Below are 15,874 nucleotides of genomic sequence, written 5' to 3'. Positions count from 1 at the left end.
AGTTACGCGGGCAGCGCCGCGGGCAATGCGCCCGATTCGGGCGAGGCCGCACCCGCTGCGGCCGCCGCTTCTTCGTGCTGGCGACGACGCCACGCTTCGAGGTACTCGCGGTTGCCGGTCGTCGGCAGGAGCGAGCCGACCACCATGCCGAGACCCGACGCGATGAAGCCGCCGAGAACGCTCGGGAAGACTTCGCCGAGGCTCGTGGCCGTCAGGACGAACCACACGATGCCGCCGACGACGATCGAGCAGTAGGCGCCCTGTCGGGTCGTACGCTTCCAGTAGAGCCCGCAGACCAACGGCCAGAAGGCGCCCACAACGGGGAACTGATAGGCCATCGCCACCATGTCGTAGACGGCCGCGCCCTCGAAGTAGATCGAGTAGAGAAGCACCATCACCGCAAAGCCCGCCACCGTGAGGCGCATGGCCTTCAGGAGGTTCTTTTCGTTGAGCGTGACGTAGTGGCTCAAGATGTTCTCCACAAAGGTGGTCGCGGGCGCCAGCATCGTGGCCGACGCCGTCGACATCACCGCGGAGAGCACCGCGCCGAAAAAGAGCACGCGAAGCCACATCGGCATGTAGTCGCGAACGAGCGTGGGCAGGAGCTGCTGCGGATCTTCCGCAAGCATGCGCTGCGCGGCTTCCGGCATCACCAAAACGGCCGCAACGACGATCAGCATCGGCACGAACGCAAAGAGGATGTAGACGGAGCCGCCGATGATCGGGCCCGCCACGGCCGTCTGAACGTTCTTCGCCGACATGACGCGCTGAAAGACGTCCTGCTGCGGAATCGAACCGATCATCATGGTCATGGCGGCCGAAATCCAGAAGAGCCACCCGTTGAGGCTCGGTTCGGGCAGCGCATGGAAGAGGTTGCGCTCGCGCGCGTAGTCGAGCACGTTCCCCATGCCGCCCGCGAGGTCGCTTGCGAAAAAGAGGATCGCCACCAGACCCGCGACGATGACGATCATCTGGATGAAGTCCGTCATCGCCACCGACCACATGCCGCCCACCATCGTGTAGAGCAACACGACCGAAGCGCCCACGATCATGCCCGCCGTGACGGAAACGTACCCGCCCGTGACGAGATTGATGACGAGGCCGAGCGCCGTGATCTGCGCGCCCACCCACCCGAGGTAGGAGAGCACGATGAAAATCGAGCAGAGCACTTCGATGCCGCGCCCGTAACGATCGCGATAGTAGTCGCCGATCGTCAGGATGTTGAGCTTGTAGAGCTTCTGGGCGAAAAACGCACCCACGAGAATGAGGGCCATGCCCGAGCCGAAGGGCTCTTCGACGACGCCGGCAATGCCGCTTTCGATGAAGCGTCCGGGCAAACCGAGGATCGTTTCCGACCCGAACCACGTGGCAAAGGTCGCCGTAATCACCATCGGGAGCGGCAGACTGCGACCGGCCAGAGCGAAGTCGTTGGTGTTCTTGACGCGCATGGAGGCGTACACGCCGATGCCGATCGTCACGAGCAGATAGAGGAGGATAAAACCAATCAGCGTCATCTCACGAATGTCCTTATAAAACGACGTTGAACGGAAAACCGAGTTTATTTGCGCGCATTGTAGGGATAAATTCCCGGAGGGCCGCCCCCGTCGCCCCGGTTTTTACCCCTCGTCCCCCTCAATCGGGCAATGTTTCATCCATATCAAAAAAGGTTAGGGTCGTTTCCTCCGAATTTCGAAAAACCTTTTTTGTTTATCAAACATCTACGACCTGCTCGGACCCGACTCGAGGTGTCATCCCCACATATGGAAAAAGGACGGTCGCCCGTCCTTTTCTTTTGTGCCGAAGGTCCTCCGGCGTGCGCCGGAGGCCGACTCGCATCAGTTCGGCGTTTCGTTTTGCTTGATGGCGCCGAGGAGCCAACCACCCTTCCCTTCGACGGGCTTCACGAGAAGCCACGTTTCGTCAACGGACTCGTCTTCGCCGTTGATGCGCAGCGTGCCGACGAAGCGCACGCTCGCGAGGTACTCGCCGTTTTCGCACGCGATGCCGAGGAGCTCGTTCGAGAGTTCGACCACTTCCGTGCGATAGGTCTCATGGCCGCGTTCGCGTAGCTGGTGCGTGATGGCGATGAAGACGTCCTCGGTCGTGAAGTCGGAAATCTCCACGACGTTGCCCGTGTCCCAAGCCTTCTGGAGAAGGACGTAGTTGTCGCGGGCGGTTTTGAGGAAGGCTTCGCGATCGAAGTCCGCGGGCGTCACGTCGACGGCCGCACCGGGCTCCTCAACGCGGGCACCGCGCGTGAACTGATCCATGACGCTCCCAGCGGCGGCGCCCGAAGCCGCCGAGACGGTCGAGGTGGTCGAAGCGTTCGTGTCGACGGGCGCGCGGCGCATCACCGTTTCGCTCGCACGCGTTTCGGGGGCGTGTCCGCCCGAAGCGGCAGCCGGAGCGCGGCGCGCGAGGAAGAAGCGAACGGCCATGAAGGCCGCCACAACAAGGAGGAGCCCCATGACAAAGCTCACCATGCCGGCGCCGTTGATGCCGAGCAGGCTCAAAAGCGCCGAGATGCCGAGCGCAGCGGCAAGGCCCGTAAGGACGCTGCGCATCATCGAAGGCTTCTGAACGGGAGCCTGCTGTGCGGGCGTCGCACGGTTCGGCGTCGCGTTCTGTCCGCGCATCTGCCCGGCGGGCGCCTGAGGCGCGGCGTTAGGCGCGGCCTTCTGGCTGAAGGTCGGTACGGAGCGGTTGCCCAGATTCGATCCGCCGCCGAAACGACGAGCGGCCTCGGCATCGAAAGACGTCGCGGCCAACGCGACGCAAACAACGAGGGCGGCAAGGAAGTTCTTCATGGAAAACCTCTGGAAGATGCGTGGAGAACGCTGTTGAAATCCGAATCAGGACCGAGCGCTCTTTTCACCGATGTGAAGCGCGCAGATCCCGAAAGTCAGATTGTGCCATCGGACGTCGGAGAATCCGGCCTCTGTCATCATCCGGGCAAACGGCTCCTGCGCGGGATGCATGCGGATCGATTCGGCCAAATACCGATAGGACGGGGCATCTCCGGCAATTTTGGCACCGAGCCAGGGCATGAAACGGAACGAGTAAAAGTCGTAAAAAGGCTTTAACCAGCCCGCGCACTTCGAGAATTCGAGCACGAGCAGGCGTCCGCCCGGCTTCAGGACGCGGAACATTTCCTTCAACGCCCGGTCCTTGTGCGTCATGTTGCGGATCCCGAAGGAGACCGTCACCCGATCGAACGAGTCGTCGGCAAACGGCAGCTCTTCGGCGTCGGCCTCCACCACGGCGGACGGATAGCCCGCGGCATGAAGGCGCTTCGCGCCGATGGCGAGCATTTCGTGATTGATGTCGGTGGCCGTCACGTTGCCCGGCCCGACGCGCCTGGCCATTTCGATTGCCAGGTCGGCCGTGCCGCTCGCGATGTCAAGCACCTTCATGCCGGAAGAAAGACGGGCCTCGCGGATGCAACGCGCCTTCCAGAGGCGGTGCGTACCGAAGCTCAGCACGTCGTTCATGAGATCGTACTTGGGGGCCACGCTGTCGAAGACATGGCGAACTTCGTTCACCTTGTTGTCCTCGTCGATCATCTTGTAGCCGAAGTCGATCTGGTGCGGCTCCTTCGGCCGGCCGCCGGTCTGCTTTTCGTCCATTTTCTCAGTGATGCCCGCACGAGGCGCGGGGCTTGGGCATGAAGGGGATGTTGGCGGGATCGTCCGGGTCGCGCGAAGCGCCCGCACGCTTGAGTTCTTCGAGGTAGCGGTCCCAACGTTCGCTTTGCGTTTTGTCGAGCTCCTCGAAGTAGTCCCAACTGTAAAGGCCGCTGTCGTGACCGTCGGTAAAGACGATCTTCAGGGCATAGAGCCCCACGAGTTCGAGGCCGGCAATGCCGACGTCGCGTTTGCCGACCTGCAGCTGCGCCTCGTCGGGCGTGTGCCCCTGCACTTCGGCCGAGGGCGACATGACGCGAAGAAATTCGAACGGGAAAACCGCGTGATGCCCGTCTTCATAGACAAGCTCAAGCGTGCGGCTTTTCTGATTCTGGAGAATGTCGACGGGGACCCGCATGCGACCTCCCTTGGTAACAAGAGGGCCCGCGTACGTATACTGCGGGCCCGACATGTGCGGCTTCATCAGCCGAATAAAACTGGCATGGTCCCCACGACAGGAATCGAACCTGTAACGCAGCCTTCGGAGGGCCGTATGATATCCATTTCACCACGTGGAGACGCGAAGGGGAATTATATCGAACGCCGGGCGTTTTGTGCGCCCCTTCCTCGTCGTGTTAACAGTGTTCGCCGTCCGTCGACGGCGTCAGATGTCCGCCGGATCCACCTCCAGCACCCAGCTGACCGCCGAGGTTTGCGGCAGTTGCGCGCTCCACGTCTTCAGGAAGCGGTTGAGCGACAGGCGGTCGTCGGCTTCGACGAGAAGCTGCGCGCGCTCCCGATTCATGAGGCGCACCAGCGTCATCGGCACCGGATCGTAGACCCGGACCGTCTCCGGAGCCGTCGCAAATCCGAGCTTGGCCGCATCCCGGAGGAAGGCGAGCGCCTGAGCGAGCGTGGTCGATTCGGCCATCAGGAGCGCCTGATAGACGAAGGGCACGCACAGGTTGGCCTCGCGTTCCTCGAGGAGTTGATCGGCGAAACGGGGGTAATTCTGATCGGCGAGCGCGGCAAAGAGCGGGTCGCCCGGGAAACGCGTTTGAATGAGCACCCGCCCTCGGGCGCCCGACCGACCCGCTCGGCCCGCCACCTGCATGAGGGTTGCGAACAGGTGTTCCCGCGCCCGCGTCATGGGACTCAGAATTTGAGCGTCGGCGTTCAAAATCAGCACGAGCCCCACGTTCTGAAAGTCGTGCCCCTTGGCGATCATCTGCGTTCCGACGAGGAGATCGACCTCGCCGCGATGGACTTTGGCGAAGGCCTCTTCCGCTTCGCCCTTTCTCGACACGCTGTCGCGGTCGATGCGCAGAATGCGCTTCCCCGGAAACGTCTTCCCGAGCTCCTCTTCGATGCGCTCCGTCCCCGTGCCGCGCGGCATGATGTCCACGTTGCCGCATCCCGGACACGCATCGGGCACGGGACGACTCAAGCCGCAGTGGTGACACACCAAACGGCGCTCAAGCTTGTGAAAGACCGTGAAGGCCGAGCAACGCGGACAGGAACTCACCCAGCCGCAGGCGCCGCAACTCAGCACCGGCGCGTAGCCCCGACGGTTCATGAAGAGAATGACCTGCCGCCCCTCGGCGAGCACCGCTTCGACGGCCTCGCGCGCGGCGGCCGAAAGGGCCGTGCCGCTCCCGCGTTCGGGCGGCGCGATGAGTTCGATCGACGGGAGTTCGGCCTTCGAGGCCGCACGGTGCTTGAGTTCGAGCAGTCGGTAGTCGCCCTTTTTGACCTTCATCCAGGTCTCAAGCGACGGCGTGGCCGAGCCGAGAATCACGGGGCAGCGGTTTTTCGACGCGCGCCAGACCGCCAGGTCCCGCGCCGAATAGCGCAGGCCGTCCCCCGCCTTGAAGGAGCCGTCGTGCTCTTCGTCGACGATCACGAGCACGAGCTTTTTGAAGCTCGCGAGCATCGCCATGCGCGTTCCGACCAACACGCGGGCGCGCCCTTCGTGCACGGCCAACCAGGCCGCGGCGCGCTCGGAGTCGCTCTTTTCCGAATTGAGCGCCACGACGCGCTCGCTCGGGAAGCGCCCTCGAACGCGCCCCTCGAGCTGCGGCGTGAGATTGATTTCCGGCACGAGGAGCAGAACCTGCCCGTCGGGCGTCTTCGCCAACGCCTCTTCGATGAGATTGAGATAGACCTCGGTCTTCCCCGAGCCCGTCACCCCGAAGAGTACAAAGGGCGCGAACCCTTCGGACTTTCCCACCGCCTCCACCGCGCTGCGTTGTTCGGCGTTCAATTCCGGTCGCACGACGGGCTTCGACTCGAGCGGTCGATCCGCGCGGGTCTTCTCCAACCACTTGGCGTGCGTTCGTACGGGAGCGCGGCGGAAAAAGAGCGGCAGGGCCGTAAGCGCCGCTTCGCCCCAGGAGTGCTGGTAGTAGAGCCCCGCAAATTTCGTAAGCGCCAGCCACTCGGCGCGCAGGGGCTCGATGTCGTTCAGAACGGCCAGGATGCTTTTGAGGCGCGAGCCGGCGATTTCCGTCGACGTCTTGAGACTCACGACGATCCCCACCACGCGACGCTTCACCAAGGTGACGAGCACGCGGTCGCCGACCGCCACGAGCATGTCGGAAGGAACTTTGTAGTCCAATTCCGGCAACCCCGGCGCAGCCACGATCACGCCCGCAAATTGATCCCCCGCTTTCAACGTCGACACGACTCTTTCCTCCGTTTGAGAGGCCACTATAGCAAGGCCGAACTTCTCCCTTGCGGGTTCTCCGGATCGAGTTTTCCGACGAGCCCCCGAGTCCGTGTGGATAACTTTGTGGATTTCTCGACGCCCCGCCCCCTCCCCTTGCCGAGGCCCTCTGCCGCGACATCGTTCTCTCCCGCCGAAAGATCGTTTACCCTATTGATTTTTATGGGTTTTATCAAAGCCAAGAGGGTCCCCGAACCGTATTCGGAGACCCTCTTTCATCCGTTATCCGAGAGGCGTTTCATGTGCACAACTCTCGGAACATCCTGGAGTTTTTTCAGTTCGTCGCCGCTTCGTGGTAACGACGGCTGTAGGCGTGAACTTCGTCGACGAGAATCTGAACGTTCTCGATCGGGGTGAACTGATTGATGCCGTGCCCGAGGTTGAAGACGTGGCCCGAACCGCTGCCGTAGGCGTCGAGAACGCGACGCACTTCGCGGCGGATGCTTTCTTCGTCGCCGAAGAGAGCGAGCGGGTCGAGGTTGCCCTGCAGGGCGACGCGGTCGCCGATCAGCGTGCGGGCGCGCGTGAGGTTCACCGTCCAATCGAGGCCGACGGCATCGCACCCCGTCGCCGCGATGTCGGAAAGCCATTCGCCGCCGCCCTTCGTGAAGACGATCGACGGAACGGCTTCGCCGTCGTTTTCACGAATGAGCGCATCGAGCACCTGCTTCGTGTAACGGAGCGAGAAGGCCTGGAAGTCGCCGTCGGCGAGCATGCCGCCCCAGGTATCGAAGATCTGAACGGCCTGAGCGCCCGCCTTGATCTGGGCATTGAGGTACGACGCGACCGCGCGGGCGTTCACGTCGAGGATGCGGTGCAACAGATCGGGACGGCGGTACATCATGGTCTTCACCGTACGGAAGTCGCGGCTGCCGCGACCTTCGATCATGTAGCAGGCGAGCGTGAAGGGGGAGCCCGAGAAGCCGATGAGCGGAACGCGGTTGTTCAGCGCGCGACGGATGCTCGAAACGGCGTCCGTCACGTACTTCAGTTCCACGTTGGGGTCCGGCACGTAGAGACGGGCCACGTCTTCTTCCGTCTGCACGGGACGCGCGAAGACGGGGCCTTCGCCCGCCACGAACGAGAGACCGAGCCCCATGGCGTCGGGCACCGTGAGGATGTCCGAGAAGAGAATGGCCGCGTCGATCCCGTAGCGGTCGATCGGCTGCAACGTCACTTCCGTCGCGTAGTCGGGATTCTGCGCAAGCCCCATGAAGCTGCCCGCCCGAGCGCGGGTTTCGCAATACTCCGGCAGGTAGCGACCGGCCTGACGCATGAGCCAGAGCGGCGTGAACTCGGTAGGCTGGCACTTCAGGGCCCGCAGGAACGTATCATTGATCGGTTTCATAGTTGTGGCTTCAAACCCGTTGGTGGAAAGAAAAAATGACGACATCCCGCAGACCGGCCCCTTCCGACAACACGCTGCCGTCCTGGCTGAGCCTTGGGAAAAACGGCGCCTGTCTCGTCGCCGTCCATGCGCAACCCGGCGCCAAGAAAAGCGCCGTGAAGGGCGAGCACGGCGACCGACTCAAGATCGCGCTCAACGCGCCTCCCGTCGACGGGAAGGCCAATGCCGCTCTGTGCGGATTTCTGGCGGAACGACTCGGCGTTTCGAAATCGTCCGTGCGTCTGGCTGCGGGTGAAAAAAGCAGAGAAAAGCGGCTCGAAGTCGTCGGCGTTTCCGTCGACGCGCTTCTCGCCGCTCTCAAGGCCGAGTAAGAAACTCAGCGGACCACGAGCACCGGACGATCGGCCTGATGGAGGACCTTCTGCGTCTCGCTGCCCAAGAGGAGCGAGCCGATCGAACCCAGACCGCGACTGGCCATAACGATGTAATCGACGTTGTGGCGGGCGGCGCACTCGAGAATGCCCTTCCAGACGGCCGAACAATGCTCGGCGACCACTTCGCAGGGCACGCCCGCTTCCGTCGCCTTGTGATGCACCGCCGCAAGCCGTTCGCGAACGGCCTGATCCTCGCCTTCGAAACCGATGCTCGGAGGCGGGGCGACGACGGCGGTCACGGCGATCAACTCGCCTCCGAACTGCTTCGTCAACCGAACAGCCGTATCCACGGCTTTGTCACTGAGATTAGAACCGTCCGTCGTTACGAGGACCTTAACAGCACTCATGACTCCCCTCCTTCTGCGGAATTCTTTGGACGCGCCGATCGTACGGGGCGTCGCATGGTGACGGGGCCGGCGCTTGAGCGGTCCCGATTGCCTTGTTCGAGCGGAGCGCCGTACGGGACGGCCTCCGGGCTTCTCAAGTGTAGCAGAGGGCCGTGCCCGCTCCCTTTCGGGCCCGGGCGCCCCCCGCGAGTGCGAAAAAAACGGGCTGTTCCGAGGAACATCCCGTTTTTCAGAAGCTTCAGCAGTTCTCCGAAGATTACTGCTGCTGGCGAATCTTCTTGATGGCCTTGAGCTCTTCCATAAGGGCCGACATTTCGGCTTCGAGCTTGGCAATGGCCAGTTCGCCGGTCGCCGTCTGACGAGCCGCGCGGGCTTCTTCGAGCGCCTGTTGGGCCTTGGCCTCGTCGAGGTCCTTGCTGCGGATGGCGGTATCGGCCAGAACCGTCACCAGGTCCGGCTGAACCTCCAGCACGCCGCCCGCCACGAACACCTGTTCGACCGTCTTGTTCGGAAGATGAATCCGAACGAAGCCGGGTCGGATGAGCGTGATCAGAGGCAGATGCCCCGGCAGAATCCCAAGTTCGCCAGACTTCCCGGGCAGCGATACGAGTTCGGCGTCACCGGAGAAAATATTTTCTTCGGCGCTAACGACGTCGACTTTGATAGTAGACATATGGGTTGCTCCGTGTGTCAGGCTGTGGAGGGACGGGCCCTAAGGACCCGTCCGCCTCACGATTACTTGAGGTTCTTCGCCTTTTCGAAGGCTTCGTCAATCGTGCCGACCATGTAGAAGGCCTGTTCGGGAAGCTCGTCGCATTCGCCGTTGACGATCATCTTGAAGCCGCGGATCGTTTCCTTGAGGGGAACGTACTTGCCGGGCGAGCCCGTGAAGACTTCCGCCACGTGGAACGGCTGCGAGAGGAAGTTCTGGATCTTACGAGCGCGCATAACCGTGAGCTTGTCTTCCGGAGCGAGTTCGTCCATACCCAGAATCGCGATGATGTCGCGGAGTTCCTTGTAGCGCTGGAGCGTTTCCTGAACGCGACGGGCCGTCGTGTAGTGCTCTTCGCCGATGATGTTCGGGTCGACCTGACGGGACGTCGAGTCGAGCGGGTCAACGGCGGGGTAGATACCGAGAGCGGCGATGTCACGCGAAAGAACGACCGTGGCGTCAAGGTGACCGAAGGTCGTGGCAGGCGACGGGTCCGTCAAGTCGTCGGCAGGGACGTACACGGCCTGGATCGAGGTGATCGAGCCCGTCTTCGTGGAAGCAATACGTTCCTGGAGCTTGCCCATTTCTTCGGCGAGGGTCGGCTGATAGCCCACGGCCGAAGGCATACGACCGAGCAGAGCGGACACTTCCGTACCGGCCAGGGTGTAGCGGTAGATGTTGTCGACGAAGAGAAGGATGTCACGGCCTTCGTCACGGAAGGCTTCGGCCATCGTCAGACCGGTCAGAGCGACGCGGAGACGGTTGCCCGGGGGTTCGTTCATCTGACCGAACACCATCGCGACCTTGTCGAGAACCTTCGAGTCGCCCATTTCGTGGTAGAAGTCGTTCCCTTCACGGGTACGTTCGCCCACGCCGGCAAACACGGAGTAACCGCCGTACTGCTTGGCGATGTTGTTGATGAGTTCCATCATGTTGACGGTCTTGCCCACGCCGGCACCGCCGAAGAGGCCGACCTTACCGCCCTTGGCGAACGGGCAGATCAGGTCGATAACCTTGATGCCGGTTTCGAGCAGGTCGACGGACGGGGAGAGTTCGTCGAACTTCGGGGCTTCACGATGGATTTCGCGACGTTCTTCGGCGCCGATCTCACCGCAATCGTCGATCGGGCGGCCGAGCACGTCCATGATGCGGCCGAGGGTCTTGGGACCGACGGGCACGGAGATGCCGCTGCCGGTGCTCTTGACCTTCATGCCGCGCTGGAGACCTTCCGAAGAGCCCATGGCAATGGTACGGACAATGCCGTCGCCAAGCTGCTGCTGCACTTCGAAGGTCAGGCCACTTTCGGCCAGGGTATTGCTTTCGTCCTTTTCGAGGACGAGAGCTTCGTAAACCTTAGGCATCGCGTCGCGGGGGAACTCAATGTCCACCACAGCGCCGATAACCTGAACGATCTGTCCGATACTCATGGGTATTCCTCAGTTATCGATACTTATTCTGTTTAAGACACCGCGGCGGCACCACCGACGATTTCGGTGATTTCCTTCGTAATGCCGGCCTGGCGGGTCTTGTTGTAGACGAGCTGCAGTTCGCCGATGAGCTTCTTCGCGTTGTCGGAAGCCGCCTTCATCGCGACCATACGGGCACTCTGTTCGGAGGCCATGTTTTCTGCAACCGCCTGGTAAATCAAACCTTCGACATAGCGCTTCAGGAGCTCGTCGAGCACGGTCTGGGCGTCGGGCTCGTAGAGATAGTCCCACGAGTAGGCGCGCGCGGGTTCTTCAACACCGGCGAAGCTGTTTTCCGTGAGCGGCAGAAGCTGCTCGATCACGGGTTCCTGCTTCATGGCGTTCACAAAGCGCGAATAGGCCAGATGCACGGAGTCGACCTTCCCTTCCATGAAGGCCTGGATCTGCACCGTGATGGCACCGATCAGACGATCGAGGTTGGGGTGGTCGCCGAGCTGAACCACTCGGCTGACGACCGGCACGTTGAGGCGCGTGAGGAAGCCGAGGCCCTTGTTACCAATCGCCGTGGCATCCACCTTGATGCCCGCAGCGTCCCATTCCTTCACGCGGTGAAGGACCTGACGCTGAATGTTGGTATTGAGAGCACCGGCAAGCCCCTTGTCGGTCGTCACCATGATGAGGCCGACCTTTTTGGCACCTTCGTGCTTGACGAGGAACGGATGCTTGTAGTCGGCGTTCGCACGGGCAAGATGCGAGCAAATCACTCGAATCTTGTCGCCGTACGGACGCGCGGCAAACATCCGGTCCTGCGCCTTGCGCATCTTCGAGGCCGCAACCATTTCCATCGCCTTGGTGATCTTGCGCGTGTTTTGCACGCTCTTGATCTTTCCGCGAATTTCCTTTGTACTGGGCATGGGTTTGGGTCCTCTAGGATCAATTTGCGCTTAGTAAGCGCCGCTCTTCTTGAACTCTTCGATGGCAGCCTTGAGCTGAGCTTCGACTTCCTTCGTGAGTTCCTTCTTGGCCTCGATCGTATCGACGAGGTCGGCGTGATGCGTCTTCAGGTATTCGCGCATGCCGCGTTCGACGCGCAGAGCGTCGGCCACGGACACGTCGTCGTAGGCACCCATGTTGACGGCGTAAAGAACGAGCGCTTCTTCCCAAACCTGGAGCGGCTGGTACTGAGGCTGCTTCATGAGTTCGGTAACAACACGACCGCGGTCGAGCTGCTTGCGGGTCACGTCGTCGAGGTCCGAGGCGAACTGGGCGAAGGCCGCGAGTTCACGGTACTGGGCCAGGGCGAGACGAACGCCGCCGCCGAGCTTCTTGATGATCTTCGTCTGAGCGGCACCGCCGACGCGGGAAACCGAAATGCCGGGGTTGATGGCAGGACGGATACCGGCGTTGAAGAGGTCCGTTTCAAGGAAGATCTGACCGTCGGTAATCGAAATCACGTTGGTCGGAACGAACGCGGTAACGTCGCCGGCCTGCGTTTCGATGATCGGCAGAGCGGTCATGGAGCCCGTACGGCCCTTGACGGCACCCTTCGTGAAGCGTTCGACGTAAGCCGGATTCACGCGGGCGGCACGTTCGAGCAGACGGCTGTGGAGGTAGAAGACGTCGCCCGGGTAGGCTTCACGTCCCGGCGGACGGCGAAGCAGCAGCGAGATCTGACGATAAGCCCAAGCCTGCTTGGTCAAGTCGTCGTAGACGATGAGGGAGTCTTCACCGCGGTCGCGGAAGTATTCGCCCATCGTGGCGCCGGCGTACGGAGCGATGTACTGCATGGCGGCCGATTCGGAAGCCGTGGCGGCGACGACGATCGTGTATTCCATGGCGCCGCTTTCTTCAAGCTTGCGCACGACGTTGGCGATCGTGGAGGCCTTCTGACCGATGGCGACGTAAACGCAGATGAGGTCCTTGCCCTTCTGGTTGATGATCGTGTCGATCGCAACGGCGGTCTTACCCGTCTGGCGGTCGCCGATGATCAGTTCGCGCTGGCCGCGGCCGACGGGAACCATCGAGTCGATCGACTTGAGACCGGTCTGAACAGGCTGGGAAACCGACTGACGGTCAATAACGCCCGGGGCGACCTTTTCAACGACGTCGAATTCCTTGGCTTCGATCGGGCCCTTGCCGTCGATCGGCTGGCCGAGGGCGTTCACCACACGACCGATCAGTTCGCGACCGACAGGAACCGAAAGAATGCGGCCGGTCGTCTTGACCGTGTCGCCTTCGGAAATGTGTTCGTAGTTGCCGAGAATAACGGCGCCCACGGAGTCGCGTTCGAGGTTGAGCGCGAGGCCGTAGGTGTTGTTGGGGAATTCCAACATTTCGCCCTGCATCACGTCGTGGAGACCGTGCACACGGCAGATACCGTCGGTCACCGAGACAACGGTGCCTTGGGTGCGAAGATCAGCGGAAACGCCGAGGCCTTCGATACGCTTCTTCAGCAGTTCGCTGATTTCACTGGGATTGAGTTGCATCTTACAGCTCCGAATTTTTTAAGCGGTGAGCGTCGTCTTCATCTGAACGAGACGGGCACGGATCGACGCATCGAGAACCTGATCTCCGACGCGGACGCAGACGCCGCCGATAAGTTCAGGCTTGACGACGACGATCGGATGAAGTTTCACACCGGGAAACTTCTTTCCGAGCGAGTCGACCAGATCCTGGACCTCGGTCTCGCTCAGCTCGAAGGCCGTTTCGATAACGGCATCGGCCACACCTTCGGACATATTCTTCAGTTCACGAAACTGACGGGCGATCTCCGGCATAGCTTCCAGACGACCGTTTTCGACGACCACGCGCAGAAGATGGGCGACTTCCTCGGGAAGCTTGCCCGTCACGTCCACGATCAGGTCGAAGAGTTGATCATCGGTCAGCTTGGGATCGCCAACCAGAACGGCCACCTGCGGATTCTGAACCGTCACGACGAGAGCGTCGAGCGATTCGAGACAGCGAGCCATATCTTCAGCGCCGGCACTACGATCCTTGAGGGCCTGAATCAGGCCGTGGGCGTAGGGGCGCGCAATCGTCGAAAGTTCAGCCATAATCAGAGCTTCGCCTTCAATTGTTCAAGCAGCTGGGCGTGAGCGGTCTTGTCGACTTCACGAGCCAGAATCTGCTCGGCACCGGCCACCGCAAGAACGGCAACTTCATTGCGAAGTTCTTCGCGGGCGCGCTGCATGACCTGAGCGGCTTCCGCATGGGCGTTGGCAATGATGCGATCGGCCTCGACCTGAGCCTTGGCCGTAGCTTCGTCCACGATCGCCTGAGCACGCTTTTCACCGTCGGCAACGACCGAAGAGGCGCGGCCGCGAGCTTCCGCTTCAATGGCCTTGCCCTGTTCCGTCGCCACGGCCAAAGCCTTTTCGCCCTTGTTGGCGGCGGCAAGACCATCGGCAATCTTCTTTTGCCGCTCTTCGATCGCGTTGATCAACGGCGGCCAGATGTACTTCATGGTGACCCAAGCACCAAGGAAGAACACGACCATCTGTACAAACAGAGAGGCATTAATGTTCATTATCGAACCCCGTTATGTCAACCACGCCGTCCGCGGTGTGCGGCGGCGCAGCCGACATCGTCATTAAAAGAAAAGACGTTTGCTTCTCGGCTACCGATTAGCCGACGAACGGGTTGGCGAAAGCGAACATCATGGCGATACCGACGCCGATAAGGAAGGCCGCGTCGATAAGGCCGGCAAGGAGGAACATCTTCGTCTGAAGGGGTTCCATGAGTTCGGGCTGGCGAGCGCAGGATTCGAGGTACTTCGAACCCATGATGGCGATGCCGAGGCAGGCGCCGATGGCGCCGAGGCTCACGATAAGACCGCAGGTAAGAGCAACGAAAGCGACGTTGGTCATTTTGAAAAACTCCTTAACCGGAAAAAAGGGAGTAGTGAAGCAAAGAAAAACAAGAAATTGTCTGTTAGTGGCTGCTGTGAGCCTGACCGATGTAGACAAGCGTCAGCATCATGAAAATGAATGCCTGCAACAGAACAATCAGCACATGGAAAAGCCACCAAACCAAACCGGCGGCGACTTGCCCAAGCCCAGCGCTAACAGCCCCGACAGGGCCGAGCTCAAGAGCAAAACCACCCAACAGGGCGATCAGGAAGAAGACCAACTCGCCGGCATACATGTTGCCGAAGAGTCGCATCCCCAACGACACGAATTTGGCAGCGTACTCGATGATGTTCAACAGGAAGTTGAAGGCCCAAAGAGCGGGATGCTTGCCAAACGGAGCCGTAAACAGTTCAACCACGAACCCGGTGGCGCCCTTGACCTTGATGCCGTAGTAGAAGAGCAGCAGGAGAACGCCGAAGGAAATGCCGAGCGTGCCGTTCAGGTCGGCAGTGGGCAGCGGGCGGAGGTAGTGGATACCGAGGAACTGGGCCATCCACGGGAAGAGGTCGACGGGGATCAAGTCGATAGCGTTCATCAACGTGACCCAGCAGAAAACCGTGAGAGCGAGGGGGGCGATGAACGTGCGGTCGCCGTGGACGATCGTCTTGGCCTGGTTGTTGACGAACTCAACCAGCATTTCGACGGCGCACTGCATCTTGCCCGGCACGCCGGACGTGACGCGCTTCGTACCCGCACGCAGGAGGAAGAACATACACACCATCATCAGAATCGAGAAGAAGAGGGTGTCGTAGTTCAGGATGGAAAAGTCAACGATGACGCCCTGCTTCATGGAAGACAGGTGCGTCATGTGGTGTTGAATATACTCAGTAGCGGTAGGGCCTTCCATGGGTACCGATCCTTAGTTTTTCTTGAACAGCACGATGAAGTAACTATTCGCCACCGCTACGATCGTGAAGATCACCGCGGGCCAATTCAGTTGTTCGTAATACTTCACGGCGAGCCCGAGGAGGGCGACGACGAGGAAGATCTTGACGAACTCCCCCACCAGCACGGCCGATGCCCGAGGTTTTACCGACTTCACGCGACGTGGCAGGACAAGCCAAAGAACCAACAGTGACGAAGGAACCACGTAGGCCAAACCGGCGATCAGCGCGGACAGGGCGGCATCGCTTCCTCCAACAGCCGCGCAAACAACTGTTACAAGTGCGACAAGTGCGTACTGCGCAAGAGAGACGCGCATCATATCAGAAATGGCGAACATACTTACGCAACGACGGGGGTTTTTGAACTTGGGGGATTGTAAAAACGGAAGTACTCTTTCACAACTAGCCGAAAGTCGACCGTCTCTACCACTTTAGAGGGAGAGGCGGCTTTTACTAAGTATTTGTT

At 61.0% G+C, this 15,874-nt stretch carries 17 protein-coding genes and 1 tRNA gene; 1 reads left to right on the top strand and 17 read right to left on the bottom strand.

The annotated features are described in order from the left end of the window. Positions 1–2: 2 nt before the first annotated feature. The 7 genes from S6FBBBH3_RS01185 to hemE form a co-directional block, all read right to left on the bottom strand. Positions 3–1,514, bottom strand: coding sequence for a sodium:solute symporter family protein (locus tag S6FBBBH3_RS01185; RefSeq protein ID WP_120176004.1), 1,512 nt, complete (start codon positions 1,512–1,514; stop codon positions 3–5). A gap of 321 nt (positions 1,515–1,835) precedes the next feature. Continuing rightward, complete coding sequence (locus S6FBBBH3_RS01180; RefSeq protein ID WP_120176002.1) at positions 1,836–2,807, bottom strand: Tim44 domain-containing protein; 972 nt, start codon at positions 2,805–2,807, stop codon at positions 1,836–1,838. 45 nt (positions 2,808–2,852) lie between these two features. Then, entirely contained in the window at positions 2,853–3,626 is a 774-nt protein-coding gene (ubiE, locus tag S6FBBBH3_RS01175) for a bifunctional demethylmenaquinone methyltransferase/2-methoxy-6-polyprenyl-1,4-benzoquinol methylase UbiE (RefSeq protein WP_120176001.1), read from the bottom strand. Between the two features lie 4 nt (positions 3,627–3,630). Then, on the bottom strand, positions 3,631–4,041 hold the full coding sequence (locus S6FBBBH3_RS01170; protein ID WP_120175999.1) for a gamma-butyrobetaine hydroxylase-like domain-containing protein: 411 nt from the start codon (positions 4,039–4,041) through the stop codon (positions 3,631–3,633). Positions 4,042–4,126: 85 nt separating this feature from the next. After that, a tRNA-Arg gene (locus S6FBBBH3_RS01165) sits at positions 4,127–4,201 on the bottom strand. Between the two features lie 86 nt (positions 4,202–4,287). Beyond that, positions 4,288–6,306, bottom strand: coding sequence for a replication restart helicase PriA (gene priA, locus S6FBBBH3_RS01160; protein WP_232008803.1), 2,019 nt, complete (start codon positions 6,304–6,306; stop codon positions 4,288–4,290). A gap of 316 nt (positions 6,307–6,622) precedes the next feature. Then, on the bottom strand, positions 6,623–7,696 hold the full coding sequence (gene hemE, locus S6FBBBH3_RS01155) for a uroporphyrinogen decarboxylase (protein WP_120175998.1): 1,074 nt from the start codon (positions 7,694–7,696) through the stop codon (positions 6,623–6,625). A gap of 35 nt (positions 7,697–7,731) precedes the next feature. Here hemE and S6FBBBH3_RS01150 point away from each other — a divergent pair, with 35 nt between their 5' ends. Continuing rightward, a complete protein-coding gene (locus tag S6FBBBH3_RS01150) occupies positions 7,732–8,067 on the top strand; it encodes a DUF167 domain-containing protein (RefSeq protein ID WP_120177772.1) in 336 nt (111 codons plus the stop codon). A gap of 5 nt (positions 8,068–8,072) precedes the next feature. Here the strand turns inward: S6FBBBH3_RS01150 and S6FBBBH3_RS01145 are convergent, their stop codons facing one another. The 10 genes from S6FBBBH3_RS01145 to S6FBBBH3_RS01100 all read right to left on the bottom strand — a co-directional run bounded on the left by S6FBBBH3_RS01145 (position 8,073) and on the right by S6FBBBH3_RS01100 (position 15,746). Further along, on the bottom strand, positions 8,073–8,477 hold the full coding sequence (locus S6FBBBH3_RS01145) for a universal stress protein (protein ID WP_120175996.1): 405 nt from the start codon (positions 8,475–8,477) through the stop codon (positions 8,073–8,075). 256 nt (positions 8,478–8,733) lie between these two features. After that, positions 8,734–9,150: a F0F1 ATP synthase subunit epsilon gene (locus S6FBBBH3_RS01140; RefSeq protein WP_120175994.1), complete on the bottom strand. Its 417-nt coding sequence runs from the start codon at positions 9,148–9,150 to the stop codon at positions 8,734–8,736. Between the two features lie 62 nt (positions 9,151–9,212). Then, on the bottom strand, positions 9,213–10,616 hold the full coding sequence (atpD, locus tag S6FBBBH3_RS01135; RefSeq protein WP_120175993.1) for a F0F1 ATP synthase subunit beta: 1,404 nt from the start codon (positions 10,614–10,616) through the stop codon (positions 9,213–9,215). Positions 10,617–10,648: 32 nt separating this feature from the next. After that, entirely contained in the window at positions 10,649–11,530 is an 882-nt protein-coding gene (gene atpG, locus S6FBBBH3_RS01130; protein WP_120175992.1) for a F0F1 ATP synthase subunit gamma, read from the bottom strand. Between the two features lie 30 nt (positions 11,531–11,560). Then, positions 11,561–13,102 (bottom strand): F0F1 ATP synthase subunit alpha, encoded by a 1,542-nt coding sequence (gene atpA, locus S6FBBBH3_RS01125; RefSeq protein WP_120175991.1) that lies wholly within the window; start codon positions 13,100–13,102, stop codon positions 11,561–11,563. A gap of 18 nt (positions 13,103–13,120) precedes the next feature. Continuing rightward, positions 13,121–13,669, bottom strand: a complete 549-nt coding sequence (locus tag S6FBBBH3_RS01120) for a F0F1 ATP synthase subunit delta (RefSeq protein WP_120175989.1) — start codon at positions 13,667–13,669, stop codon at positions 13,121–13,123. Positions 13,670–13,671: 2 nt separating this feature from the next. Continuing rightward, a complete protein-coding gene (locus S6FBBBH3_RS01115) occupies positions 13,672–14,142 on the bottom strand; it encodes a F0F1 ATP synthase subunit B (protein WP_120175988.1) in 471 nt (156 codons plus the stop codon). A gap of 97 nt (positions 14,143–14,239) precedes the next feature. Next, positions 14,240–14,482: a F0F1 ATP synthase subunit C gene (gene atpE / locus S6FBBBH3_RS01110; RefSeq protein ID WP_120175986.1), complete on the bottom strand. Its 243-nt coding sequence runs from the start codon at positions 14,480–14,482 to the stop codon at positions 14,240–14,242. 64 nt (positions 14,483–14,546) lie between these two features. Continuing rightward, positions 14,547–15,371, bottom strand: a complete 825-nt coding sequence (gene atpB / locus S6FBBBH3_RS01105) for a F0F1 ATP synthase subunit A (protein ID WP_120175985.1) — start codon at positions 15,369–15,371, stop codon at positions 14,547–14,549. A gap of 12 nt (positions 15,372–15,383) precedes the next feature. Beyond that, positions 15,384–15,746 carry an ATP synthase subunit I gene (locus tag S6FBBBH3_RS01100; protein WP_120175983.1) on the bottom strand — a complete coding sequence of 121 codons (363 nt, stop codon included), beginning with the start codon at positions 15,744–15,746 and terminating at the stop codon, positions 15,384–15,386. Positions 15,747–15,874: the final 128 nt, after the last annotated feature.

Origin of the sequence: Sutterella megalosphaeroides (assembly GCF_003609995.1) — a bacterium.
Lineage (GTDB): Bacteria > Pseudomonadota > Gammaproteobacteria > Burkholderiales > Burkholderiaceae_F > Sutterella > Sutterella megalosphaeroides.
The sequence above is the reverse complement of the archived record's forward strand: the minus strand, read 5'-3'. Positions and strand labels throughout refer to the sequence as shown.

Excerpts from the sequence above, each read along its gene's own strand:
- S6FBBBH3_RS01185 (WP_120176004.1), bottom strand. The coding sequence starts at position 1,514 with ATGACGCTGATTGGTTTTATCCTCCTCTATCTGCTCGTGACGATCGGC.
- S6FBBBH3_RS01180 (WP_120176002.1), bottom strand. The coding sequence starts at position 2,807 with ATGAAGAACTTCCTTGCCGCCCTCGTTGTTTGCGTCGCGTTGGCCGCG.
- ubiE (WP_120176001.1), bottom strand. The coding sequence starts at position 3,626 with ATGGACGAAAAGCAGACCGGCGGCCGGCCGAAGGAGCCGCACCAGATC.
- S6FBBBH3_RS01170 (WP_120175999.1), bottom strand. The coding sequence starts at position 4,041 with ATGCGGGTCCCCGTCGACATTCTCCAGAATCAGAAAAGCCGCACGCTT.
- hemE (WP_120175998.1), bottom strand. The coding sequence starts at position 7,696 with ATGAAACCGATCAATGATACGTTCCTGCGGGCCCTGAAGTGCCAGCCT.
- S6FBBBH3_RS01150 (WP_120177772.1), top strand. The coding sequence starts at position 7,732 with ATGACGACATCCCGCAGACCGGCCCCTTCCGACAACACGCTGCCGTCC.
- S6FBBBH3_RS01145 (WP_120175996.1), bottom strand. The coding sequence starts at position 8,477 with ATGAGTGCTGTTAAGGTCCTCGTAACGACGGACGGTTCTAATCTCAGT.
- S6FBBBH3_RS01140 (WP_120175994.1), bottom strand. The coding sequence starts at position 9,150 with ATGTCTACTATCAAAGTCGACGTCGTTAGCGCCGAAGAAAATATTTTC.
- atpD (WP_120175993.1), bottom strand. The coding sequence starts at position 10,616 with ATGAGTATCGGACAGATCGTTCAGGTTATCGGCGCTGTGGTGGACATT.
- atpG (WP_120175992.1), bottom strand. The coding sequence starts at position 11,530 with ATGCCCAGTACAAAGGAAATTCGCGGAAAGATCAAGAGCGTGCAAAAC.
- atpA (WP_120175991.1), bottom strand. The coding sequence starts at position 13,102 with ATGCAACTCAATCCCAGTGAAATCAGCGAACTGCTGAAGAAGCGTATC.
- S6FBBBH3_RS01120 (WP_120175989.1), bottom strand. The coding sequence starts at position 13,669 with ATGGCTGAACTTTCGACGATTGCGCGCCCCTACGCCCACGGCCTGATT.
- S6FBBBH3_RS01115 (WP_120175988.1), bottom strand. The coding sequence starts at position 14,142 with ATGAACATTAATGCCTCTCTGTTTGTACAGATGGTCGTGTTCTTCCTT.
- atpE (WP_120175986.1), bottom strand. The coding sequence starts at position 14,482 with ATGACCAACGTCGCTTTCGTTGCTCTTACCTGCGGTCTTATCGTGAGC.
- atpB (WP_120175985.1), bottom strand. The coding sequence starts at position 15,371 with ATGGAAGGCCCTACCGCTACTGAGTATATTCAACACCACATGACGCAC.
- S6FBBBH3_RS01100 (WP_120175983.1), bottom strand. The coding sequence starts at position 15,746 with ATGTTCGCCATTTCTGATATGATGCGCGTCTCTCTTGCGCAGTACGCA.